Genomic DNA, 21,906 nt, shown 5'->3' on the forward strand with positions numbered 1-21,906 from the left:
CACGCGGCATGGCTGGATCAGGCTTGCGCCCATTGTCCAAAATTCCCCACTGCTGCCTCCCGTAGGAGTCTGGGCCGTGTCTCAGTCCCAGTGTGGCGGATCATCCTCTCAGACCCGCTACTGATCGTTGCCTTGGTGAGCCTTTACCCCACCAACTAGCTAATCAGACATCGGCTGCTCGTATAACGTGAGGCCTTACGGTCCCCCACTTTCCCCCTCAGGGCGTATGCGGTATTAATCCGGCTTTCGCCGAGCTATCCCCCATTACACGGTACATTCCGATGCATTACTCACCCGTTCGCCACTCGTCAGCGGTGCAAGCACCCTGTTACCGTTCGACTTGCATGTGTAAAGCATGCCGCCAGCGTTCAATCTGAGCCAGGATCAAACTCTTCAGTTCAATTCCAAGCAAATTTTCTGGCACGCAAGATCAAAGAAACATCAAGATATCTCTCGTCTTGCAGTGCAAGTGTTTGGCCATCGACCGAGCACTTACACCTATCGGTTATTCGTTTTATTAAAGATCGGTGCAGATCGCTGCGTTTCGTTTCCGCCGCTGCGTTGTCTGCTGAGGAGGCGAACTATACGTCACGCCCCTAAACCCGTCAACACCTTTTGCGACAAAAACCTCAACAAAAGCGGGCCTCACAGGGCAAACCCTTGATGTGGCAAGCAATATCCGAAAGGGGTATTTACCGACACACCTCAACCACCCCGCCGAACCATGAAAAACGGGCCGGCGAAACGCCGGCCCGTTGCGGGATGTGCGCAAATCTTCTAATTTTTCACGCTCTCCGCCGGCTTCAGATAAGGCAGGAAGGCGTTGACGACTTCAGGATCATCCGGCTTGGTCCGCGTGCCTATGCTGACAACCTTGCTTGCGCCGGGCAGTATCAAATACTTGTGGAAGTTCCATACCGGCGCGTCGTCGGTAGCCTTGATCAATGCCTTGAAGAACGGCTGTGCATCGGCGCCGCGCACATGCCCTTTTCCGGCCATCGGGAAGGTCACGCCGTAATTGGCTTCGCAGAACGCGCCTATCTCCTTATCGCTCTCCAGTTCCTGAAAGAAGTCGTTGCTGGGAAAGCCGACCACCATCAGACCGCGCTGCCCATAGGTCTGATACAACGATTGCAGTTGCTTGAACTGCGGCGTGAAGCCGCAGTGGCTCGCGGTATTGACCACCAGCAGCGGCCGGTCCGCATATTGGCATAGATTGATCTGGCCGCCCATCAAACCCGGCACAGAGTAGTTCAACAAAGCCGGGCAAGCCGCCATCACCGCCTGACTGCAAAAAATCAGCATTGCGCCCCATCGTTTCATTCGCGTCTCCTCGCTTCGCCATATATGGATGGCAGACAAAATAATAAGGCAATGCTTGAAGCATTGCCTTATCTATTGTCCTGAGCGCCGCCTGTGGGCGTCTGCTGTCATTCCTGCTGGCTGGCTATATCGGCCCGTACCTTGTCCATATCCAGTTCGCGCAAGCCCTGGATAAGTTGCTCAAACTGAGCGGCCATCATCGCGCCAGCCTGGTTGAACACCATGATGCCGTCCTTGATGGCGATCAGAGTCGGAATGGAGCGGATATTGAAGTGGGCGGCCAAGTCGCGTTCGTCTTCGGTATTGATCTTGCCGAACACGATGTCCGCGTGCTTTTCCGACGCGGCCTCGAAAGTAGGGCCGAACATTTTGCACGGGCCGCACCACGGCGCCCAAAAATCGAGAATGACCAAGCCCTCCTCTTTCATATGGGCGTTGAAGTTGTCGGCGTTGAGATTGATATAAGCCATAAGAGTGTCTTTCGCTGTCTGAAGCGCCCGCCAGCAGCGGGCTGTTGCAGCAAAGATAGGTACACGCCCACGGCATTGCAAGACTGTCGCCCAGTTGAATTTATCAATCCAGGCGATAGCCGCCGTCGCCGCGACGCTTAGCCTATGAAGGGCAGCGCTAGGTAGAGCTTGATCACGATGGCGTTGACGATGTCGATGAAGAAGGCGCCGACCATGGGCACGACCAGGAAGGCCAGGTGTGAAGGGCCGAAGCGTTCAGTCACCGCCTGCATATTGGCGATGGCGGTGGGCGTGGCGCCCAAGCCGAAGCCGCAGTGGCCGGCGGCCAGCACCGCCGCGTCGTAATTGCGCCCCATCACCCGGAAGGTGACGAAAATCGCGTACATCGCCATCGCCGCAGTTTGCGCCAGCAGCAACACGAAGATGGGCAGCGCCAAGGCCGCCAGATCCCACAAACGCAGGGACATCAACGCCAGCGCCAGGAACATCGACAGGCTGACATTGCCCAGCACCGACACTTCGCGTTCGAAGATTTGATACCAGCCCAAGGCCGACAGCCCGTTGCTGATCAGTACGCCAACGAACAACACGCAGACGAAAGTAGGCAGTTCCAGCGGCGTGCCTTTGAGCAGGCCGCCGAGAAAGGTGCCGCCCAGCAAACAGACGGCGATCAGCGCCAGCGTCTCGATGAAGGAATGCGGCGTGATCAGACGCTGGGCGTCCGGCTGTTCGAAAGCCAGCGGCGGGTCGTCAGCATTATGCTCGGCGCCCGGAGCTTTGACTTTTTTGACCAGAAAACGCGCCACCGGACCGCCTATCAGGCCCCCCAGCACCAGACCGAAGGTAGCGCAAGCCAGCGCCAGCTCCGACGCGGAGGCCAAACCGTATTTGGAGGCGAAGGTACCGCCCCAGGCGGCGCCGGTGCCGTGACCGCCGGACAAGGTGATGGAGCCGGCCAGCAAGCCCATCAGCGGATCCAGGCCCAGCAGGCTCGCCAAGGCGATGCCCAAGGTGTTCTGCACCAGCAGCAGGCCGACCACCACCGCCAGGAAAACACCAACAGTCTTGCCGCCCTGTTTCAGACTTTTCAAATTGGCGTTGAGGCCGATGGAAGCGAAGAAGGCCAGCATCAGCGGGGTTTGCAACGAAGCGTCGAAACGAACTTCGCTGCCGGTCAGTTGACGGAACAGCAGCAGCAGGGCGGCAATCAACAAGCCGCCAACTACCGGCTCGGGGATGTTGTAGGTGCGCAGCGCGCCGACATGCGCCACTAGTTTGCGCCCGAGCAGCAGAACCAGCGACGCGGCCACCAAGGTGCCGTAGAAATCCAGTTGAATCATCGAGTCTCCCTATTGTTTGATGAGCGAAGGCGCGCTTGATTCAGACTAGCAGCTGTCGGAATGTTGTCGCGCCATGCAATACGATAGGAAACCCGGGTAGAAAGTTCGGCCTACAATTAATAGAAGCCTTATATAGTGAAGACCAACCGCTAGTCGCGACGAACCCGCCAACACTGATGAATGGCTCGGTTGCGGAAGTCTTCCGGCACCGACTGCGCGCTGATGTCGCTGATGACGTAATCGTCGGCTAGCCTCTCGTCCAGCTTGAAGCTGCGTAGATTATTGGAAAAGTACAGGGTGCCGCCCGGCGCCAGCAGCGCCATTGCGTAATCGATCAGCCAGACATGGTCGCGCTGTACGTCCAGGATGTCGCGCATCTTCTTGGAATTGGAGAAGGTGGGCGGGTCCATAACGATCAGATCGAACTGCTTGCCGCCGTCCACCGCCTCTTCCAGATACTGGAACACGTCGGCCCTCACCAGCTGATGCCGGGCAAGGTCCAGGCCGTTGAGCTCGAAATTGCGGCGCGACCAGTCCTGATAGGTATTGGACATGTCCACGGTTTCGGAACTGATCGCGCCACCGCAGGCTGCGTAGACGGTGAAGCTGCCGGTATAGGCGAACAGATTGAGGAAACGCTTGCCGGCGGCCTCTTCCCTCACTCGTTTGCGGGTGTTGCGATGGTCCAGAAACAGACCGGTGTCCAAGTAGGCGTCGAGATTAACGATAAAGCGCTGGCCGAACTCGTTGACGATAAAGTCGCTACCCTGCTGCCCCGCTTTCTCGTACTGGCTAACGCCCTTCTGACGGCGACGATTCTTTAGCGTCACCGCCTCATGCGCAAGACCGGTTACCGCGCACAGGCTATCCACCACCGCGTTGATCCATTCGCGGTAGGCGTCGTCCTCCATCTCCCAACCGGTGTCGTACTCCTGCAGATGGATGCGCTCGCCGTACACGTCCACCGCGAACGGGAACTGCGGCACGTCCTTGTCGTAGACGCGCCAGGCCTCCAGCCCCTGGCGACGCGCCCATTTGGCGTGGTGCTTGAAATTCTTGGCCAGGCGATTGGCGAATGGGCTGACGTCCAGCATGAGTCCTCGATATGGGCGATGGGCAAAACACAAAACAAACGCGCCGCTGACTGCAGGCGGCGCGTGAACGGATATCCAATTCTATTACAGCCGAGGCTATTCGGACGAATACATCTCGATCAGCTTGCTGTAAACCGGCTCCGGCAAGTATTGGCGAATCACGCTTTCCCAGCCCCGCGGACCCACCAGGCCCTTGACCATCGTGGACGACACTTCAGCGTACTCGCGCGGCGGCAGCAGGAAAATAGTGGTGATGTCCGGGTGCAGATCGGAATTGATATAGCGCATGGTGCGCTCGTATTCATAATCACTGGCAGTGCGGATGCCGCGGATGATGTAGTTGGCGCCTATGCTTTGCGCGTAATTGACCAGGAACTGGTTCTCGAACACATCCACCCGCAGCTTGCTAAAGCCACCGGTGACGGCGCGCAGCAAAGTCACTCGTTCCTCGACACTGAAGGTACAGTGTTTTTCCGGGTTCACTCCGACCGCTACGATCAATTCGTCAAACAGCTCCACCGCTTCACGAATCATCCAGAGGTGACCATTAGTCACCGGGTCGAAGCTGCCCGCGTACACGGCTCGCTTCAATTCTCGTTTTCCTTTGACTGTATGATGTGCCATCGCGAATGTATCGTGGTCGTTGGGGGCGGGTAAAGCAATTTTTGTGCATTGCGCAAAATGTTTCGCTTCCGCCCGGACTATCCGCGGCAGAATCTGTCCATTTCACTCATTATCGGCAAAGCGCCGCCAAAAAAAAGCAGGCCGCGCATGGCGGCCCGCTTAACGATCAAACCCTACGCATTCAGACGTTGATATCCTCGGCGCGATGACAGGCGATCATACGCTGATCCAGTTCGCGCAACTCCGGCACCTCCTCCGCGCAACGCTGATTCGCGTGCGGGCAGCGCTTGTGGAAAGCGCAGCCCGACGGCGGCTTCAAGGGGCTGGGTAACTCGCCTTCGATCTTGATCTTGATGCGGCGCTGCTCCGGGTGAATGGACGGCGTCGCCGACAACAAGGCCTGGGTATAAGGATGCAGCGGGCGCTCGTAGACACGGTCCTTCTCTCCCACTTCCACCGCACGCCCCAGATACATCACCATCAAGTCGTCTGCCACATGTTCTACTACCGACAGGTTGTGGGAGATGAACACATAGGCGGTTTTGAACTCATCCTGCAGATCCATGAACAGATTGAGCACCTGCGCCTGGATCGACACGTCCAGCGCCGAGGTAGGCTCGTCCGCCACCACGATCTTGGGGTTCAACATCATCGCGCGGGCGATGGCGATACGCTGACGCTGGCCGCCGGAGAACATATGCGGATAACGGAAGAAGTGCTCCGGCCGCAAGCCGACGCGCTGCATCATGCCGCGCACCTTGTCTTCGCGCTCCTTGGCGCTCAGCGAGGTGTTGATCTGCAAGGGTTCGGCCAGCTGGCTGCCGATTTTCTGACGCGGGTTCAGCGAAGCATAGGGGTTCTGGAACACCATCTGCACCTTGGTGCGCATGGCTTTCAATTCGGCCTTGCCGGCCTGGGCCGCATCCTGGCCGTCCAACAGCAGGGAGCCGGAGGTCGGCGCCTCGATCAGCGTCAGCTGCCGCGCCAACGTGCTCTTGCCGCAACCGGACTCGCCCACCACCGCCAAGGTCTTGCCCGCTCGCAGTTCAAAGGAAACGCCATTGAGCGCCTTGACTTGCGCCGAGGGCTTGAAGAAGCCCTGCGACACCTCGTAATAACGGGTCAGATCCCGCGCTTGCAGTACGGTGCTCATTTCGCCTCCTGATCCGGCAATGGGTAGTGGCAGCGCACAACGCCGCCTTCCACGGGGGTCAAACCCGGACGCTGGGTCCGGCAGTTGTCCTTGACGTAGGGACAACGCGGCGACAACAGGCAACCGCTGGGGCGGTCGTACTGCCCTGGCACGATGCCGGGCAAGGTGTTCAGGCGGTGCGCGCCTTTGCTGTGTTCGGGGATAGACGACAGCAGCGCTTCGGTGTACGGATGGGAGGGATGATTGAACACGCCGGGCACCGCACCCATTTCCGCCACCTGGCCGGCGTACATCACCGCCAGCCGGTGCGCCACTTCAGCCACCACCGCCAGATCGTGGGTGATCATGATCAAGGCCATGTTCTGGCTCTTTTGCAGGCTGACCAGCAGCTCCATGATCTGCGCCTGGATGGTCACGTCCAAGGCCGTGGTCGGCTCGTCGGCGATCAAGAGCTTGGGGCTACAGGCGATGGCCATCGCAATCACCACGCGCTGGCTCATACCGCCGGACAACTGATGCGGATAGGCGTTGAGCCGCGAGGCCGGCGCCGGAATTTCCACCAGTTCCATCAGTTCCAACGCGCGCCGCTTCAAGGCTGCGCCGCGCAGGCCCTGGTGCAGCTTCAGCACTTCCATGATCTGGTAGCCGACGGTGTAGCTGGGATTCAGCGAGGTCATCGGGTCCTGGAAAATCATGGCGATGTCCTTGCCGACGATCTTGCGGCGTTCGCGCGCGGAGATGGTCAGCAGGTTCTTGCCGTCGAAGCTCAACTCATCGGCCACGATGCGGCCCTGGCCTTCCAGCAGCCCCATCATCGCCATCATGGTCACCGACTTGCCGGAACCGGATTCGCCGACGATGCCGACGATCTCGCCCTGATTCACCGCCAGGTCCAGCCCTTCCACCGCGCGGAAGGGGTTCTTTTCCGAACCGAACTCCACCGAGAGGTTCTTGATTTGCAACAAACTCATGTCCATCCCCTCAAGCCGCGCGCTTCAGTTTCGGGTCCAGCGCGTCGCGCAGGCCGTCGCCCATCAAATTGATGGCGAGCACCGACAGCAAAATGGTCAGGCCGGGCAAGGTCACCACCCACCAGGCGCTTTCAATGTAATCGCGGGCCGAGGCCAGCATGGTGCCCCACTCCGGGGTGGGCGGCTGCACGCCCAGGCCGAGAAAGCCCAGCGCGGCGATTTCCAGGATGGCCGAGGAAAAGCTCATCGTCGCGTGCACGATCAAAGGCGCCATGCAGTTGGGCAATACGGTGACGAACATCAGCCGCGGCAGGCCGGCGCCGGCCACTCGGGAGGCCGTGACGTAGTCGCGGTTCAGTTCGGTCATCGCCGACGCGCGAGTCAGCCGCACGTATGCAGGCAAGGCCACGGTAGCGATGGCTATCATCGCGTTCATCAGGCCGGGCCCGAGAATGGCCATGATGGCCACCGCCAGCAGCAGCGAGGGCAAGGCCATCATGATGTCCATCAGCCGCATGATCACGCCGCCGAGAACCTTGGGAAAGAAGGCGGCCAAGAGGCCGAGCACCACGCCCGGCAGCAAGGCCATCAGCACCGAACACAGGCCGATGAACAAGGACAAGCGCGCGCCGTGGATCAACCTCGACAGGATGTCGCGCCCCAGTTCATCGGTGCCGAACAGAAATTGCGTCGAGCCTCCATCCACCCAGACAGGCGGAGTCAGCAAATGGTCGCGATATTGCTCGATTGGGCTATAGGGCGCCACCAGCGGCGCCAGCAGCGCACAGGAGGTGACGATCAGCATGAAGATCAGGCCGGCCACCGCGCCCTTGTTGTGGGAAAAACCCTGCCAGAACTCCTTGAACGGCGAGGGATAGGCCAGCGCCAGGTCCGGGCCGGCGTTGACTTGCGTAGTCTGAGTCATAAGTCCACCTACTGGCTGTTACTTGGCGTGACGGATGCGCGGATTGGCGATGCCGTACAAGATGTCGACGATGAAGTTGGTGACGATCACCAGCGTCGCCACCATCAGGATGCCGTTCTGCACCACCGGATAGTCGCGGCGACTGATGGCGTCGATCAGCCATTTGCCTATGCCCGGCCAAGAGAAGATGGTTTCAGTCAACACCGCCCCGCCCATCAGCGTGCCCACTTGCAGGCCGATCACGGTCAGCACCGGAATCAGCGCATTGCGCAGGGTGTGGATGAAGATCACCCGCACCGGCGACAAGCCCTTGGCCCGCGCGGTGCGTACATAGTCCTCGCGCAGCACTTCCAGCATCGACGAGCGCGTCATCCGCGCGATGACCGCCAGCGGAATGGTGCCCAGCACAATGGCCGGCAGAATCAGATGCATCAAAGCGTTCTTGAAGGCGCCAGCGTTCACTTCCGGATCCGCGGCTTCCGCCATCCAGGAATCGATCAGCATGAAACCGGTATGCGGCGCGATGTCGAAAGTCAGGTCGACGCGGCCGGATACCGGGGTCCAACCCAGCTTGACCGAGAAGAACATGATCAGGATCAGGCCCCACCAGAAGATGGGCATGGAAAAGCCGGTCAACGAGATGCCCATCACGCCGTGGTCGAACAGCGAGCCGCGCTTGATGGCGGCGACGACGCCGGCCAGCAGCCCCAGCACGGTGGCGAAGATCAAGGCGGAAATCGCCAGCTCCAGCGTGGCCGGGAACAGGGTTTTGAACTCGGTCCAGACCCCGGTCTTGGTGACCAGGGACTCGCCCAGGTCGCCGTGCAGCAAATTGACCACATAGTCGAAGTACTGAGCGTACAGCGGCTTGTCCAGACCCAGGCGATGCAAGGCTTCGGCGTGCATTTGCGGATCGAGCGCGCGCTCGCCCACCATCACCTCCACCGGATCGCCCGGAATCATGCGGATCAGGCCGAAGGTCAGCAGCGTGATGCCGAAGAAGGTTGGCACCAATAAGCCCAACCTTCGCAGAATAAAGGAAAACATGAGGACTTCTCCCTTGCGCCGGCCCCGCTGGGCGACTGGGCGCAATACTCAACTTGAGACCCAGAGCGACGACGCCTTGCATGGCAAACGGCGCGCGACGGCTCTATTGCGTTTGGGGAGACGTTACCGGAATAGAACGGAGAAGAAGCAAGGAAAACAACAATGAAGAGCGCCGGAGCGATGGCATGCAACTGAACCACCCACCCACATCAGCTGCGCCACCGCTACGGCAAGTGCAAGATAGCACCCCTCGCCGCAAACGAGCTTGACCCAGGTCAAGCCTGACGCACAGCCTCTCCACGCTGTGACTGACTACCCTCTAACACCACCCAGTAGACGTTCCGCCGCCATCGGGTCCGCCGCCTCTTCGTGCGGCTGGAAACCCAAGGCTTAGAGTAGCCGACAAAACCCCGCGCCGCGTCTTAGGCTCGCCGGCGGCGGCAGCCGCGCGGCAACGAATGCCAGTTCGCATCAGGGACTTCGTCAACCGTTCTTTTTAGGCTAAACATCGGGGGAAGCACCCCCCGATGTCGCTGTTTTTTATTGGATTCCGCCTTACTTGACGCTAACGCCGTAGAAGGAGTTCAGGCCGAAGGGGCTGACCTTGAAACCCTGCACCGATTTCAGCATCGGCTGATTAACGGTGGAGTGGGCAATGGTGGTCATCGGCACTTGCTGTTTGACGATCTCCTGAGCCTTCATGTACAGCTTGGTGCGCTCGGCCACGTTGGCGGTGCGCTTGCCCTTCTGGATCAGGTCTTCAAACGGCTTGTAGCACCACTTGGAGAAGTTGTTGCCGTTCATCGCGTCGCAACCGAACAACACGCCCAGCCAGTTGTCCGGATCGCCGTTGTCGCCGGTCCAGCCAATCAGCATGGAATCATGCTCGCCGGCCTTGGCGCGCTTGATGTACTCGCCCCACTCGTAGGAAGTGATCTTGGCCTTGACGCCAATCTTGGCCCAGTCGGACTGCACCATTTCCGCCATCAGCTTGGCGTTGGGGTTGTACGGACGTTGCACCGGCATTGCCCACAGGCTCAGTTCGAAGCCGTTGGGATAGCCGGCCTTGGCCAACAGCGCCTTGGCTTTTGCCACATCGTAAGCTGCGTCTTTCAGGCTCTTGTTGTAGGACCACTGGGTCGGCGGCATCGGGTTGGTGGCCGGCTGGCCGGCGCCCTGGTACACCGCGTCGATAATGGCCTTCTTGTTGATCGCCATGTCCAGCGCCTGGCGCACTTCCAACTTCTCCAACGGCTTGTGCTTGACGTTGTAGGCCAGGTAGCCCAGGTTAAAGCCCGGCTGCGCGGTCACCGACAGTTTGGGATCGGCCTTCATCGCGGCCAGGTCGGTCGGGCGCGGGTTGACGGTGATCTGGCACTCGCCGGCCTTCAGCTTCTGATAACGAACCGAAGCGTCGGTGGTGATGGCGAACACCAGGTTGTCCACTTTCGGGCCGTCAGCCTTGTTCCAGTATTCTTTGTTGGCGGCGAAGCGGATCTGCGCGTCTTTTTGATAGCGCTTGAAGATGAACGGACCCGTGCCTACCGGCTGCTGATTGATCAGCTGCGGCTTGCCGGCCTTGAGCAGTTTGTCGGCATACTCGGCGGACTGCACCGAAGCGAAGCTCATCGCCAGGTTCTGCAAGAATGCGGCGTCCAGGCTCTTCAGCGTGAACTTGACGGTGTTGGCGTCGACTTTCTCGACCTTAACGATATTGGTGTCCAGACCCATATCGGTAAAATACGGGAATTCGGTCGGATAGGCTTTGCGGAACGGATGGTTCTTGTCGACCATGCGGCTGAAGGTGAACACCACATCGTCGGCGTTGAATTCGCGGGTCGGCTTGAAGTAGTCGGTGGTCTGGAACTTCACGCCCTTGCGCAGATGAAAAGTATAGCTCAGGCCGTCTGCGGCCACGTCCCATTTTTCCGCCAGCGCCGGCACAACCTTGGTGCCGCCGCGCTGGAATTGCACCAGGCGGTTGAACACGGTTTCGGCGGACGCGTCGAAATCGGTGCCGGTAGTGTATTGGCCGGGGTCGAAGCCGGCCGGGCTGCCTTCGGAGCAGTACACCAGGGTGCCTGCGGCCTGGGCGGCCATCGCGGTCCCGGCGATCAGGCCGGCTGCCAGCAGCGCTTTCTTGACAGTTTGCATCTTTATTTCCTTTCCCTTGTACAGACTCATCGGTCTTTCTTGTCAACGGGATCCAAGCCCGCCATGGGGGGATACATTATGCAGAGAGGACGCTTTTGACAAGCGTCCTCTGCTTTTTTCTGCCAAGGGCCCTCCGCGCTAGGACTATTTTTTCCGGCTTATCAGATCTTCCTCAGCACAACGCTGCCCACCGAATAGCCCGCGCCAAAAGACGAAATGACGCCAACATCGCCACCATTCAGGCCATCGGCATGCAGATGGAATGCAATAATGGAACCGGCGGAACTGGTATTGGCGTAACGGTCCAGAATCACCGGCGCCTCATGGTCCCCGGCCTCGCGGCCCAACACGCGCCGGGAAATCAGCTGGTTCATCGCCAGGTTGGCTTGGTGTAGCCAGAAACACGCCACCTCGGTCGGCGCGATGCCCAGGCTCTCCAAGTGCACGGCGATATGATCTCCCACCATAGGGCAGACTTCCTTGAACACCTTGCGGCCCTGCTGCACGAAAAGCTTGTCCGGCTGGCCAATACCCGCCTCGTCGCAACGATTGAGGAAGCCGAAGTTGTTGCGGATATTATTGGAAAACACCGTAGCCAGCTTACTGCCCAACACCTCGTAGCGCTGCGCCGAGTTCGCCGCCTCGGCTCGCTCCAACACCACCGCGGTGCAGGCGTCGCCAAAGATGAAGTGGCTGTCGCGGTCGCGGAAATTCAGGTGTGCGGAACAGATTTCCGGATTCACCATCAACACCGCGCGCGCCTGGCCGCTGGCAATGGCGTTGACTGCGGTTTGAATGCCGAAGGTGGCGGACGAGCAAGCCACGTTCATGTCGAAGGCGTAGCCCTGAATGCCCAAGGCCTGCTGCACCTCAATGGACACCGCCGGATACGGGCGTTGCATATTGGAGCAAGCGACGATAACCATATCGATGTCCGCCGCGCTTCGGCCTGCGCGTTCCAGAGCCTGCCGCGCGGCGGCCACCGCCATTTCCGCCTGGACCGACAGTTCGTCGTTTCCGCGCTCCGGCAAGCGGGGCGCCATTCTGGCCGGGTCTAACACCCCGCTCTTGTCCATCAGGAAACGTTGCTTGATGCCGGAGGCCTTTTCGATGAACTCGGAGCTGGACTCGGCCAACGGCTCCATCTCTCCGGCGGCGATCCGATCCGCGTGTTGCTGATTGTGAGCGTGTACAAAGGCATTGAAAGCCGCGACCAGTTCCTGATTGCTGACCGCGTGCGGCGGCGTGAACAAGCCGGTTCCGCTAATGACGACCTTGTGCATGAATTGTCCTTTTAGCCCCCCGTAACCCGGGTGAGTGTAGATTTTTGTTGCGGCGACGACAGTCCTCGCTGCCCCGACAAAACGGAAACAGCCCGCCTCGTCTCGGCCCGTCTTCGGACGGTCCTTTCCGTCGCCGGATTCTACACCAAGCCCTTCATCTGAAAGTAATAAAACCGCAAACGTCGGCGCGGCGCGGCCCGCGGCCCTTCTCGCCTCGCTACGGCATGCGCGAACGGCTTTAATCGACCCCCGCGCCCAGCCGGCCGCGCCCCGCGGACCCCGTCGGCAAAACTACCCCTCCACCTAAAAACCGAGTAAAATGATCGGCTTTGCGCGAGCCGCATCCTCATTGGCCCCTCCGATAATAGTTGACTAAAACAGTCGGATATTAGGTATAATCGTCTGCATCAGGAATTCATCCACCTCCAAATACCCACTCTTGGAGACCAGAGACATGCGTTTAACCACCAAAGGCCGTTTTGCCGTCACCGCGATGCTGGATCTGGCATTGCGCGAGAGCGGCGGCCCGGTCACGCTAGCCGGCATCAGCGAGCGCCAAGGCATCTCGCTCTCCTACCTGGAACAACTCTTCGGCAAGCTGCGGCGCGCCGAACTGGTGGACAGCGTGCGCGGCCCCGGCGGCGGCTATACCTTGGCCAAGGCGACGATCGACATCTCCGTGGCGGATATCATCACCGCCGTGGACGAACCAGTGGACGCCACCCAGTGCGGCGGCCGCGAGAACTGTCGCGGCAATCAGCGCTGCATGACCCACGATTTGTGGACCAATCTGAACGTCACCATTTTCGACTACCTGTCCAAGGTCAGCCTCGCCAGCCTGGTTGAGCAGCAAAAGACCAAGGAAAACACCGTATTGCAGGATAAGCGCGAATGCAGCGTGGTTCACGCTTCTGCCGCCTCCGGCGCCCTGTAAGGCGCGGACCCATCTTCATGTGGAGAGAATATAAATGAGCCAGCTCAAGCTTCCGATCTACCTCGACTACTCGGCCACCACGCCGGTAGACCCGCGCGTTGCCGACAAGATGATTCCCTATCTTTACGAAAAGTTCGGCAACCCGGCTTCGCGCAGCCACAGCTTCGGCTGGGACGCGGAGGAAGCAGTGGAGAATGCGCGCGCTGAAGTGGCCAAGCTGATCAACGCCGACTCGAAGGAAATCGTCTGGACCTCCGGTGCCACCGAGTCCGACAACCTGGCGATCAAGGGCGCAGCCCACTTCTACAAGAGCAAGGGCAAGCACCTGATTACCGTCAAGACCGAGCACAAGGCGGTGCTGGACACCATGCGCGAGCTGGAACGTCAGGGCTTCGAAGTCACTTACTTGGGCGTGCAAGACAACGGCCTGCTGGACATTGAAGAATTCAAGGCCGCCATCCGGCCGGACACCATCGTCGCCTCCGTGATGTTCGTCAACAACGAAATCGGCGTGATTCAGGATATCGAACAGCTGGGCGAGATCTGCCGCGCCAAGGGCGTGATCTTCCACGTCGATGCCACCCAGGCCCCGGGCAAAGTGGTCATCGACATGGAAAAGCAGAAAGTCGACCTGCTCAGCCTGTCCGCGCACAAAGTGTACGGCCCCAAGGGCATCGGCGCTCTGTACGTGCGCCGCAAGCCGCGCGTGCGCCTGGAAGCGCAGATGCACGGCGGCGGCCATGAGCGCGGCTTCCGCTCCGGCACCCTGGCCAGCCATCAGATCGTCGGCATGGGCGAAGCCTTCCGCATCGCCCGCGAAGAGATGGACAGCGAGCGCGAACGCATCCGCATGCTGCGCGACCGTCTGTGGAACGGCATCAAGAACATGGAAGAGGTCTACATCAACGGCGACATAGACCAACGCGTGCCGCACAACCTCAACGTCAGCTTCAACTTCGTCGAAGGCGAAAGCCTGATCATGGCAATCAAGGAGCTTGCCGTGTCCAGCGGTTCGGCTTGTACCTCGGCCTCGCTGGAACCGTCCTACGTGCTGCGCGCGCTGGGCCGCAACGACGAAATGGCCCACAGCTCGATCCGCTTCACGCTGGGCCGCTTCACCACCGAGGAAGAAATCGACTTCGCGGTGAATCTGCTAAACCAAAAGATCGGCAAGCTGCGCGAACTGTCCCCCTTGTGGGAAATGTTCAAAGACGGCGTGGATCTGAATTCGGTTCAATGGGCCGCCCACTAAGGGCGACAGCAATATCCAGCGCCGAGCCGGCAAAACCGGAGCGGCGCTGAAGGAGATAATCATGGCATACAGCGACAAGGTAATGGATCACTACGAAAACCCGCGCAACGTGGGCTCTTTCGAAAAAGGCGACGACAGCGTGGGCACCGGCATGGTGGGCGCGCCGGCCTGTGGCGATGTGATGAAGCTGCAAATCAAGGTGAGCGAGGACGGCGTGATTCAGGACGCCAAGTTCAAGACTTACGGCTGCGGCTCCGCCATCGCCTCCTCCTCCCTGGTGACCGAATGGGTCAAGGGCAAATCGCTGGACGAAGCGCTGGAGATCAAGAACACCGCCATCGCCGAAGAGCTGGCCTTGCCGCCGGTGAAGATTCACTGCTCCATCCTGGCCGAAGACGCGATCAAGGCCGCGGTCAACGACTACAAGCAAAAGCACGGCAAATAATCAGCGGGGACATCATCATGGCTATCACCCTTTCCGAACGCGCCGCCGCTCACGTCAGCGCCTTCATCGCCAAGCGCGGCAAGGGCTTGGGCATTCGTCTGGGCGTTAAGACCTCCGGCTGCTCCGGCATGGCCTACAAGCTGGAGTTCGTCGACACGTCCAGCGACGACGACGTGACCTTTGAAAGCCATGGCGTCACCGTGTTCACCGATGCCAAGAGCCTGGCCTACATCGACGGTACCGAGCTGGATTACGCCAAGGAAGGCTTGAACGAGGGGTTTCAATTCAACAACCCCAACGTCAAAAACGAGTGCGGCTGCGGCGAAAGCTTCAACGTCTGACCCCGGCAGGCGGGCGCGCTTCGGCGCCGCCCGCCCGTCGTCCAACTGTAAGCTAGGTTTCCCGGCCCCGTCCCTATGAGCACCGATTTCAGCCAAGACTTCTTCTCCCTGTTCAATCTGCCGCGCCGCTTCGCCATAGATGGCCCGGCCCTGGAACACGCCTGGCGCACCGCCGCGGCCCAGGTCCATCCCGACCGCTACGCCAGTAGTTCCGACGCTGAAAAACGCAGCGCGCTGATGCAGGCCACCCGGGTCAACGAAGCCTACCAAACGCTGAAGTCGCCGCTGAACCGCGCCCGCTACCTGCTGACGCTCTCCGGAGTCGACACTCAGGAAGACACCAACACCCAGATGCCGGCCACCTTCCTGATGGCGCAGATGGAATGGCGCGAGAACATCGAAGATGCCCGCGCCGGCGGCGAACTCGAACGCTTGGAGATGCTGTCGCGCCAGCTGCGGGACGAGAGCCGCGCGCATCAGGCCGAGCTGGAACAGGCGCTGGACCAGCGCGCCGACTTGGACGCCGCCGCGCTTCTAGTGCGAAAATTGCGGTTTTTGGAAAAACTGGACCAGGAAATCGGCGATGCCATCGAGGCACTGCTCGACTGAGCTCCCGGCCGCCGGCCCTTCCCCGTCGTGGGGATCGCGCTCCGGCCTGTCCTCCCTATCCGCCTTCGCCGCAGCAGGCGGCTTACCTCGAACTGATTTGAACTGAATATGGCCTTACTGCAAATCGCTGAACCCGGCCTCTCCGCCGCCCCTCACCAACACCGATTGGCGATCGGCATCGATCTGGGCACCACCAACTCGCTGGTGGCCTCGGTGCGCAGCGGATCCGCCGCCGTACTCAAGGACGAGCACGGCCGCAGCCTGCTGCCCTCGGTGGTGCGCTACGCCGACGAAGGCGCCGTCAGCGTCGGCTACGAAGCCCAGAAAGAACAGAACAAGGATCCGCACAACACCATCGTCTCGGTGAAACGCTTCATGGGCCGCGGCCTGGCCGACCTGCCGGACGTCCGCAACCTACCCTACCGCTTCGTCGACGCGCCAGGCATGCTGCAACTGGTGACCCGCGGCGGCATCAAAAGTCCGGTTGAAATTTCCTCCGACATCCTGCGCACCCTGAAACAACGAGCCGAAGCCAGCTTGGGCGGCGAGCTGACCGGCGCCGTGATCACGGTGCCGGCCTATTTCGACGACGCCCAGCGCCAGGCCACCAAGGACGCCGCGCGCCTGGCCGGCTTGAACGTGCTGCGCCTGCTGAACGAGCCTACCGCCGCCGCCATCGCCTACGGGCTGGACAACGGCAGCGAAGGCATCTACGTCGTATACGATCTAGGGGGAGGCACCTTCGACGTCTCCATTCTGAAACTGAGCCGCGGCGTGTTCGAAGTGCTGGCCACCAGCGGCGACTCCGCGCTGGGCGGCGACGACTTCGACCACCGCGTCTACTGCTGGATGCTTGAGCAGGCCGGCCTGTCCGGGCTGGGCGCTCAGGACACCCGGCTGCTGTTGACCCGCGCCCGCGAAGCCAAGGAAGCGCTGACCGAGCACGCAGAGACCCAAATCACCGCCCTGCTGTCCGACGGCCAGGCCCTGAACCTGACGCTGGACCAGGACACCTTCCGCGGCATCACCAAGAACCTGGTGGACAAGACCCTGCTGCCGGTGCGCAAGGCGCTGCGCGACGCGGGCGTCGCGGCGGACGAGGTCCAGGGTGTGGTGATGGTGGGCGGCGCCACCCGCATGCCTCAGGTGCAAAAAGTCGTAGGCGACTTCTTCCGCCAGGAACCGCTGACCAATCTGGACCCGGACAAGGTCGTCGCCTTGGGCGCCGCGATCCAGGCCAATGTCCTGGCCGGCAACAAGGGCGACGAAGAGTGGCTGCTGCTGGACGTGATCCCGCTGTCGTTGGGCATCGAAACCATGGGCGGCCTGACCGAGAAGATCATCCCGCGCAACAGCACCATCCCGGTGGCCCGCGCGCAGGACTTCACCACCTTCAAGGACGGCCAGACCGCGATGTCCATCCACGTGCTGCAGGGCGAGCGCGAACTGGTGGCCGATTGCCGCTCGCTGGCCAAGTTCACCTTGAGCGGCATCCCGCCGATGGTGGCCGGCGCGGCCCGCATCCGCATCACCTTTCAGGTGGACGCCGACGGCCTGCTGGAAGTGTCCGCCCGCGAACAGACCAGCGGCGTGGAAGCCCGTATCGAGGTCAAGCCCTCCTACGGCCTCAGCGACGAGGAAATCAGCCGCATGCTGACCGAGTCCATGGCCCATGTGCATGAGGACATCGAGGCGCGCAAGCTGCGCGAAGCCGTCGTCGACGCCACCAGTCTCAGCGAAGCCTGTCGCGTCGCGCTAGCCAGCGACGGCGATCTGCTGGACGCCGACGAGCGCAACGCGGTGGAACAGGCGCTGGCCGCCGTGGACGCGGCCATCGCCGCCGCTCAAATCGCGCGCGAGGTCAACGAGGCCTCCGGCCGCCTCAACCGCGCCACCGAAGAATTCGCCTCGCGCCGCATGGACCGCAATATCCGGCGCGCGCTCAAAGGCCACAACATTTCCGATTTGTAAGGATCCGCCATGCCGCGAATCATCGTACTGCCCCACGCCGACCTTTGCCCGGAAGGCGTGGTCATCGACAACGCCGAACCTGGCCAGAACATCTGCCAGGTGTTGCTGGACCACGACATCGAGATCGAGCACGCTTGCGAGATGTCCTGTGCCTGCACTACCTGCCATTGCATCGTCCGCGAAGGCGGCGACTCCCTGAACGAAGCCGACGAGCTGGAAGAAGACCTGCTGGACAAGGCCTGGGGACTGGAAGCCCAGTCCCGCCTGTCCTGCCAGGCGATTGTCGCCGATGAGGACTTGGTGATAGACATCCCACGGTACACCATCAACCACGCCCGCGAACACCACTAGGAACACGCCCTAAAATCCCTGTAGCCGCGTTGCGCCGCCTTGCCGTACCTCATGTACTGTCTGCGGCGGCGCGCCTTGCTACAGCCGCTGCGCTGGATTTTATGAACGGTTCCCCGCTCTGGAGACAAGAAGATGAAATGGACCGACGTGCTGGACATCGCCATCGAACTGGCGGAAGCCCATCCGGAAATCGACCCCAAGACCGTGCGCTTCGTCGATCTGCACAACTGGGTCGTCGAGCTGCCGGATTTTGACGACGACCACAGCCGCGGCGGCGAACGCGTGCTGGAGGCGATCCAACAAGCTTGGATCGACGAGGTAGAATAAGTCTATCCGCCCCCTGTTTCGGCAAGGCCGCGTTCCCTGACGCGGCCTTTTTGCCGTCTAGCGCCAAAAACTCGCAGCCGCCGCATAGGAAAAGCCGTACCGATGGCGGTATCATCGGACAAAGGCTGCGACAGCCCGCCGGCAGCCCCCTCTTTCGAAACGGAGCTCCCTGATGTTTACCCTCATCATCGGCAATAAAAACTACTCTTCTTGGTCCCTACGCCCCTGGCTGGTGCTAAAAATGCTGGACGAGCCGTTTGAAGAGCAGCAGATCGATCTCTACCTGTCCGACACCAAGGCCCGCATCCTCGCCGCCAATCCGGCCGGCAAGGTGCCGGTGCTGATAGATCGCAAATTGCGGATCTGGGATTCGCTGGCAATCTGCGAATACCTGGCCGAATGCTTTCCCGCCGCCACGCTGTGGCCGGACGACGCCGGACTGCGCGCAGTCGCCCGCTCCATCGTCGCCGAGATCCACTCCGGCTTCTCCGCCCTGCGCGAACACCTGGCGATGAATCTGACCTTGCGCCACATCAATTACCAAAGCACGCCGGCGGTGGAGTTCGACATCGCCCGCATCATCTCGCTATGGGAAGAGCATCTGCCGCGCCATCAGGCCGACGGCGAATTCATTTTTGGCGGCTTCAGCATCGCCGACGCCTTCTTCGCCCCCATCGCCACCCGCTTCCACACTTACAACGTCAAATTGCCGGAACAATCGCAAGCCTATGTCGACCATCTACTGGCTTTGCCGGCTATGCGGGAATGGTATGGCGCGGCCCAGGCGGAAGGTCAGCGCGCTTAATAGCGCCCGATGTCGCAATTAGAGTGGAAGGACGCGCCATAACTCATTAGAATGGCGCGTTTTTTTATCATTTTTACGCGTAGAAGGATAGTTTCATGACCACCCCGTTCATCATCGGCGTTGCAGGCGGCAGCGGCAGCGGTAAAACCACGGTGACCAATCAAGTGCTGGAAACCATTGGCTCCGAGATGGCGGCTGTGATCATTCAAGACTTTTACTACCGTGATCAGAGCCATCTGACCTTCGAACAACGCTTGGCCACCAACTACGACCACCCGCAGGCCTTTGACTGGCCGCTGCTGATCGAACACATCGATGACTTGCGCAACGGTCGCGCGATCGAAATGCCGGTCTACGACTTCGCCAACCACACCCGCGCCGAAGAAACCATCACCCTGCAGCCGGCGCCGGTCATTGTCATCGAAGGCTTGTTCCCACTGTACGACGCCGCGCTGCGCGACATGATGTCCTTAAAGATCTTCGTCGACACCGATTCCGACGTGCGCTTCATCCGCCGCCTCAAGCGCGACATCACCGAGCGCGGCCGCACCACCGATAGCGTAATCGAGCAATACCTGACCACGGTGCGCCCGATGCACAACCAGTTCATCGAGCCCACCAAGCGCTTCGCCGACGTGATCCTGCCTCATGGCGCCAATGATCCGGCGGTGGACATCATCACCACCAAGGTGGCCAGCCTGATGGTACGCTAAGAGCGGCTAACAAAACCCCTGATGCTGCGTTGCGCCGACTTGTCGTACTCATACTGCCTGCGTCGGCGCGCCTTGCCTCAGATACTCGACGAGCTTTTGTTAACCGCTCAGACTTAATGCGGCGGCGTCCGCGCCGCCGTCTTCCGCCCGCTCTTCGCAGCGGGATCCAAGCACAGGAGCACTCCATGCACACAATCAAACCGCGCAATCCGCACGCTTGCGCGCCCATCATGAAAAAAGGCGGCGCCCACGGGCGGAGCCGCTCCGGCCAGCGCCAGGCCGGACGCCAGGCCATGCTGGTCGAACTGGATCTTGATCTGGACTGGAACGAAGCGGACGCCTACCCGCCGCAGCCGCAAGCCGCTGCCGACGACGAGCCGGCGGTTTTTGGCGACGTGAATAACAAAGAGCCGCGCAATGCGCGGCTCTTTGTTATTCACGGGGCCCTGCCAGCGTTTAAACGTCGGACTTCAACTGCAGCAAATCCCAGCGATTGCCATACAAATCCTCGAACACCACCACGGTGCCGTATTCCTCCTCGCGCGGCTGCTCGCTGAAGCTCACGTCCGCTGCGGCCATGCGGCGGTAATCGCGCCAAAAGTCGTCTGTATGCAGGAAGAAGCCGACGCGGCCACCAGTTTGCGCGCCCACTACGGCCTGCTGCCTCGCATTGCTTGCCTTGGCCAGCAGCAACGCGCACTCGCTCGCCCCCGGTGGCGCCACGCGCACCCAGCGTTTGTCCTCGCCCTGACGCTCATCCTCCAGCAAGACAAAGCCCAGCTTGTCCACATACCAGGCGATGGCCTCGTCGTAATCCGCCACCACTAGGGCAACCGAACCCAAAAACTGTTTCATCTCATGCTCCAAACAAAAACGGCGTCCCCGAGGACGCCGTGACGCGCTTAGCCGCTCAGGCCAAGCCGACAACGCTTATTTGCCGATATGCGGCGCCAGCATGTGCAGCAGTTGCGCAAGCACCTTCGGGTTGGCGGCGACGATGTCGCCGGACTCCAGCCAGCCCTGCTCGCCGGACAAGTCGGTGACAATGCCGCCCGCTTCCTGCACGATCAGGCTGCCCGCAGCGATGTCCCAAGGCTTGAGGTTCAGCTCCCAGAAGCCTTCCACGCGGCCGCAGGCCACATTGCACAGGTCCAGCGAGGCCGCGCCTTCGCGACGCACGCCGGCGGTCTTGGCCAGCACATCCTTGAGCATGCCCAGGTATTGGTCGATATAGCTTTGGTCGGACACCGGGAAGCCGGTGGCGATCACGCATTCATTCATCATGAAGCGCTTGGACACGCGGATGCGGCGATCATTGAGGAAGGCGCCGACGCCGCGCGAAGCGGTGAACAGATCGTTGCGGTTGGGGTCGAAAACCACGGCTTGCTGCACCTGGCCCTTGTGCGCCAGCGCGATGGAAATCGCGTACTGCGGGTGGCCGTGCAGGAAGTTGGTAGTGCCGTCGATCGGATCGATGATCCACTCGTATTCCGACGAACCGATGCCTTTCGCGCCGGACTCTTCTGCTAGAATCGCGTGCTTGGGATAAGCTTCCAGAATGGAAGCGATGATGGACTCTTCCGCGGCGCGGTCGACTTCGGTCACGAAGTCATTGTGTTTCTTGCGCTCTACGCGCACCGCGTCGAGATTCAGCGACGCGCGCTGAATGACACTGCCGGCGCGGCGAGCGGCTTTCACCGCGACATTGAGCATCGGATGCATTGACGGCCTCTACACTTTCAACCATGACAGACGTCCGCCACATGACGCGACG

24 protein-coding genes and 1 rRNA gene are annotated in these 21,906 nt (G+C 60.7%); 10 read left to right on the plus strand and 15 right to left on the minus strand.

The window, feature by feature from the left end:
- From B0T39_RS06485 to B0T39_RS06540, 12 genes are all read right to left on the minus strand, one after another.
- Positions 1-400: ribosomal RNA gene (locus B0T39_RS06485) — 16S ribosomal RNA — on the minus strand; the annotation flags it as partial.
- A 377-nt stretch (positions 401-777) separates the two neighbouring features.
- Positions 778-1,323 (minus strand): glutathione peroxidase, encoded by a 546-nt coding sequence (locus B0T39_RS06490; RefSeq protein WP_081545351.1) that lies wholly within the window; start codon positions 1,321-1,323, stop codon positions 778-780.
- A 107-nt stretch (positions 1,324-1,430) separates the two neighbouring features.
- Entirely contained in the window at positions 1,431-1,793 is a 363-nt protein-coding gene (gene trxA / locus B0T39_RS06495) for a thioredoxin (protein WP_081545352.1), read from the minus strand.
- A gap of 137 nt (positions 1,794-1,930) precedes the next feature.
- A complete protein-coding gene (gene gltS / locus B0T39_RS06500; protein ID WP_081545353.1) occupies positions 1,931-3,133 on the minus strand; it encodes a sodium/glutamate symporter in 1,203 nt (400 codons plus the stop codon).
- A 149-nt stretch (positions 3,134-3,282) separates the two neighbouring features.
- Positions 3,283-4,227: a class I SAM-dependent methyltransferase gene (locus B0T39_RS06505; protein WP_081545354.1), complete on the minus strand. Its 945-nt coding sequence runs from the start codon at positions 4,225-4,227 to the stop codon at positions 3,283-3,285.
- Positions 4,228-4,323: 96 nt separating this feature from the next.
- A complete protein-coding gene (coaD, locus tag B0T39_RS06510; protein ID WP_081545355.1) occupies positions 4,324-4,851 on the minus strand; it encodes a pantetheine-phosphate adenylyltransferase in 528 nt (175 codons plus the stop codon).
- Positions 4,852-5,032: 181 nt separating this feature from the next.
- Entirely contained in the window at positions 5,033-6,004 is a 972-nt protein-coding gene (locus tag B0T39_RS06515) for a peptide ABC transporter ATP-binding protein (RefSeq protein WP_081545356.1), read from the minus strand.
- A complete protein-coding gene (locus B0T39_RS06520; RefSeq protein ID WP_081545488.1) occupies positions 6,001-6,975 on the minus strand; it encodes an ABC transporter ATP-binding protein in 975 nt (324 codons plus the stop codon). Before B0T39_RS06520 ends, B0T39_RS06515 begins: the two co-directional genes overlap by 4 nt.
- 10 nt (positions 6,976-6,985) lie before the next feature.
- Positions 6,986-7,900, minus strand: a complete 915-nt coding sequence (locus B0T39_RS06525; RefSeq protein WP_081545357.1) for an ABC transporter permease subunit — start codon at positions 7,898-7,900, stop codon at positions 6,986-6,988.
- A gap of 18 nt (positions 7,901-7,918) precedes the next feature.
- The gene (locus tag B0T39_RS06530) at positions 7,919-8,947 is read right to left on the minus strand and encodes an ABC transporter permease subunit (RefSeq protein ID WP_081545358.1); all 1,029 of its coding nucleotides are present in this window, start codon (positions 8,945-8,947) and stop codon (positions 7,919-7,921) included.
- A gap of 555 nt (positions 8,948-9,502) precedes the next feature.
- Positions 9,503-11,101: an ABC transporter substrate-binding protein gene (locus tag B0T39_RS06535; protein ID WP_081545359.1), complete on the minus strand. Its 1,599-nt coding sequence runs from the start codon at positions 11,099-11,101 to the stop codon at positions 9,503-9,505.
- Positions 11,102-11,262: 161 nt separating this feature from the next.
- Entirely contained in the window at positions 11,263-12,384 is a 1,122-nt protein-coding gene (locus tag B0T39_RS06540) for a beta-ketoacyl-ACP synthase III (RefSeq protein WP_081545360.1), read from the minus strand.
- Between the two features lie 454 nt (positions 12,385-12,838).
- On the opposite strand from B0T39_RS06540, the gene iscR reads away from it, so the two are divergent.
- From iscR to udk, 10 genes are all read left to right on the plus strand, one after another.
- Complete coding sequence (iscR, locus tag B0T39_RS06545) at positions 12,839-13,318, plus strand: Fe-S cluster assembly transcriptional regulator IscR (protein ID WP_081545361.1); 480 nt, start codon at positions 12,839-12,841, stop codon at positions 13,316-13,318.
- 34 nt (positions 13,319-13,352) lie between these two features.
- Positions 13,353-14,570, plus strand: a complete 1,218-nt coding sequence (locus tag B0T39_RS06550) for an IscS subfamily cysteine desulfurase (RefSeq protein ID WP_081545362.1) — start codon at positions 13,353-13,355, stop codon at positions 14,568-14,570.
- A 61-nt stretch (positions 14,571-14,631) separates the two neighbouring features.
- Positions 14,632-15,015 (plus strand): Fe-S cluster assembly scaffold IscU, encoded by a 384-nt coding sequence (iscU, locus tag B0T39_RS06555; RefSeq protein WP_019102783.1) that lies wholly within the window; start codon positions 14,632-14,634, stop codon positions 15,013-15,015.
- A 17-nt stretch (positions 15,016-15,032) separates the two neighbouring features.
- Positions 15,033-15,356, plus strand: coding sequence for an iron-sulfur cluster assembly protein IscA (gene iscA, locus B0T39_RS06560; protein WP_081545363.1), 324 nt, complete (start codon positions 15,033-15,035; stop codon positions 15,354-15,356).
- 75 nt (positions 15,357-15,431) lie between these two features.
- Positions 15,432-15,965 carry a Fe-S protein assembly co-chaperone HscB gene (hscB, locus tag B0T39_RS06565; RefSeq protein WP_081545364.1) on the plus strand — a complete coding sequence of 178 codons (534 nt, stop codon included), beginning with the start codon at positions 15,432-15,434 and terminating at the stop codon, positions 15,963-15,965.
- Between the two features lie 108 nt (positions 15,966-16,073).
- Entirely contained in the window at positions 16,074-17,936 is a 1,863-nt protein-coding gene (hscA, locus tag B0T39_RS06570) for a Fe-S protein assembly chaperone HscA (RefSeq protein ID WP_081545365.1), read from the plus strand.
- A 9-nt stretch (positions 17,937-17,945) separates the two neighbouring features.
- Positions 17,946-18,287 (plus strand): ISC system 2Fe-2S type ferredoxin, encoded by a 342-nt coding sequence (gene fdx, locus B0T39_RS06575; protein WP_048413457.1) that lies wholly within the window; start codon positions 17,946-17,948, stop codon positions 18,285-18,287.
- A gap of 132 nt (positions 18,288-18,419) precedes the next feature.
- Positions 18,420-18,614 carry a Fe-S cluster assembly protein IscX gene (gene iscX, locus B0T39_RS06580; RefSeq protein ID WP_081545366.1) on the plus strand — a complete coding sequence of 65 codons (195 nt, stop codon included), beginning with the start codon at positions 18,420-18,422 and terminating at the stop codon, positions 18,612-18,614.
- A 172-nt stretch (positions 18,615-18,786) separates the two neighbouring features.
- On the plus strand, positions 18,787-19,419 hold the full coding sequence (locus B0T39_RS06585) for a glutathione S-transferase family protein (protein WP_081545367.1): 633 nt from the start codon (positions 18,787-18,789) through the stop codon (positions 19,417-19,419).
- A 95-nt stretch (positions 19,420-19,514) separates the two neighbouring features.
- Positions 19,515-20,132 carry a uridine kinase gene (udk, locus tag B0T39_RS06590; protein WP_081545368.1) on the plus strand — a complete coding sequence of 206 codons (618 nt, stop codon included), beginning with the start codon at positions 19,515-19,517 and terminating at the stop codon, positions 20,130-20,132.
- A gap of 113 nt (positions 20,133-20,245) precedes the next feature.
- Here the strand turns inward: udk and B0T39_RS06595 are convergent, their stop codons facing one another.
- From B0T39_RS06595 to B0T39_RS06605, 3 genes are all read right to left on the minus strand, one after another.
- Positions 20,246-20,572 (minus strand): hypothetical protein, encoded by a 327-nt coding sequence (locus B0T39_RS06595; RefSeq protein ID WP_081545369.1) that lies wholly within the window; start codon positions 20,570-20,572, stop codon positions 20,246-20,248.
- 16 nt (positions 20,573-20,588) lie between these two features.
- Positions 20,589-20,987 (minus strand): VOC family protein, encoded by a 399-nt coding sequence (locus tag B0T39_RS06600; RefSeq protein WP_081545370.1) that lies wholly within the window; start codon positions 20,985-20,987, stop codon positions 20,589-20,591.
- A gap of 75 nt (positions 20,988-21,062) precedes the next feature.
- Positions 21,063-21,854: an inositol monophosphatase family protein gene (locus B0T39_RS06605; protein WP_081545371.1), complete on the minus strand. Its 792-nt coding sequence runs from the start codon at positions 21,852-21,854 to the stop codon at positions 21,063-21,065.
- Between the last annotated feature and the right edge of the window lie 52 nt (positions 21,855-21,906).

The organism is Chromobacterium haemolyticum, from assembly GCF_002081825.1.
Classification (GTDB): Bacteria; Pseudomonadota; Gammaproteobacteria; order Burkholderiales; family Chromobacteriaceae; genus Chromobacterium; species Chromobacterium fluminis.

Bases quoted from the DNA above. Each gene is read 5' to 3' on its own strand.
- gltS (WP_081545353.1), bottom strand. From the start codon at position 3,133: ATGATTCAACTGGATTTCTACGGCACCTTGGTGGCCGCGTCGCTGGTT.
- iscA (WP_081545363.1), top strand. From the start codon at position 15,033: ATGGCTATCACCCTTTCCGAACGCGCCGCCGCTCACGTCAGCGCCTTC.
- B0T39_RS06540 (WP_081545360.1), bottom strand. From the start codon at position 12,384: ATGCACAAGGTCGTCATTAGCGGAACCGGCTTGTTCACGCCGCCGCAC.
- B0T39_RS06550 (WP_081545362.1), top strand. From the start codon at position 13,353: ATGAGCCAGCTCAAGCTTCCGATCTACCTCGACTACTCGGCCACCACG.
- B0T39_RS06505 (WP_081545354.1), bottom strand. From the start codon at position 4,227: ATGCTGGACGTCAGCCCATTCGCCAATCGCCTGGCCAAGAATTTCAAG.
- hscA (WP_081545365.1), top strand. From the start codon at position 16,074: ATGGCCTTACTGCAAATCGCTGAACCCGGCCTCTCCGCCGCCCCTCAC.
- B0T39_RS06605 (WP_081545371.1), bottom strand. From the start codon at position 21,854: ATGCATCCGATGCTCAATGTCGCGGTGAAAGCCGCTCGCCGCGCCGGC.
- B0T39_RS06585 (WP_081545367.1), top strand. From the start codon at position 18,787: ATGTTTACCCTCATCATCGGCAATAAAAACTACTCTTCTTGGTCCCTA.
- iscX (WP_081545366.1), top strand. From the start codon at position 18,420: ATGAAATGGACCGACGTGCTGGACATCGCCATCGAACTGGCGGAAGCC.
- trxA (WP_081545352.1), bottom strand. From the start codon at position 1,793: ATGGCTTATATCAATCTCAACGCCGACAACTTCAACGCCCATATGAAA.
- B0T39_RS06520 (WP_081545488.1), bottom strand. From the start codon at position 6,975: ATGAGTTTGTTGCAAATCAAGAACCTCTCGGTGGAGTTCGGTTCGGAA.
- iscR (WP_081545361.1), top strand. From the start codon at position 12,839: ATGCGTTTAACCACCAAAGGCCGTTTTGCCGTCACCGCGATGCTGGAT.
- iscU (WP_019102783.1), top strand. From the start codon at position 14,632: ATGGCATACAGCGACAAGGTAATGGATCACTACGAAAACCCGCGCAAC.
- hscB (WP_081545364.1), top strand. From the start codon at position 15,432: ATGAGCACCGATTTCAGCCAAGACTTCTTCTCCCTGTTCAATCTGCCG.
- B0T39_RS06525 (WP_081545357.1), bottom strand. From the start codon at position 7,900: ATGACTCAGACTACGCAAGTCAACGCCGGCCCGGACCTGGCGCTGGCC.
- udk (WP_081545368.1), top strand. From the start codon at position 19,515: ATGACCACCCCGTTCATCATCGGCGTTGCAGGCGGCAGCGGCAGCGGT.
- coaD (WP_081545355.1), bottom strand. From the start codon at position 4,851: ATGGCACATCATACAGTCAAAGGAAAACGAGAATTGAAGCGAGCCGTG.
- B0T39_RS06600 (WP_081545370.1), bottom strand. From the start codon at position 20,987: ATGAAACAGTTTTTGGGTTCGGTTGCCCTAGTGGTGGCGGATTACGAC.
- B0T39_RS06515 (WP_081545356.1), bottom strand. From the start codon at position 6,004: ATGAGCACCGTACTGCAAGCGCGGGATCTGACCCGTTATTACGAGGTG.
- fdx (WP_048413457.1), top strand. From the start codon at position 17,946: ATGCCGCGAATCATCGTACTGCCCCACGCCGACCTTTGCCCGGAAGGC.
- B0T39_RS06530 (WP_081545358.1), bottom strand. From the start codon at position 8,947: ATGTTTTCCTTTATTCTGCGAAGGTTGGGCTTATTGGTGCCAACCTTC.
- B0T39_RS06535 (WP_081545359.1), bottom strand. From the start codon at position 11,101: ATGCAAACTGTCAAGAAAGCGCTGCTGGCAGCCGGCCTGATCGCCGGG.
- B0T39_RS06490 (WP_081545351.1), bottom strand. From the start codon at position 1,323: ATGAAACGATGGGGCGCAATGCTGATTTTTTGCAGTCAGGCGGTGATG.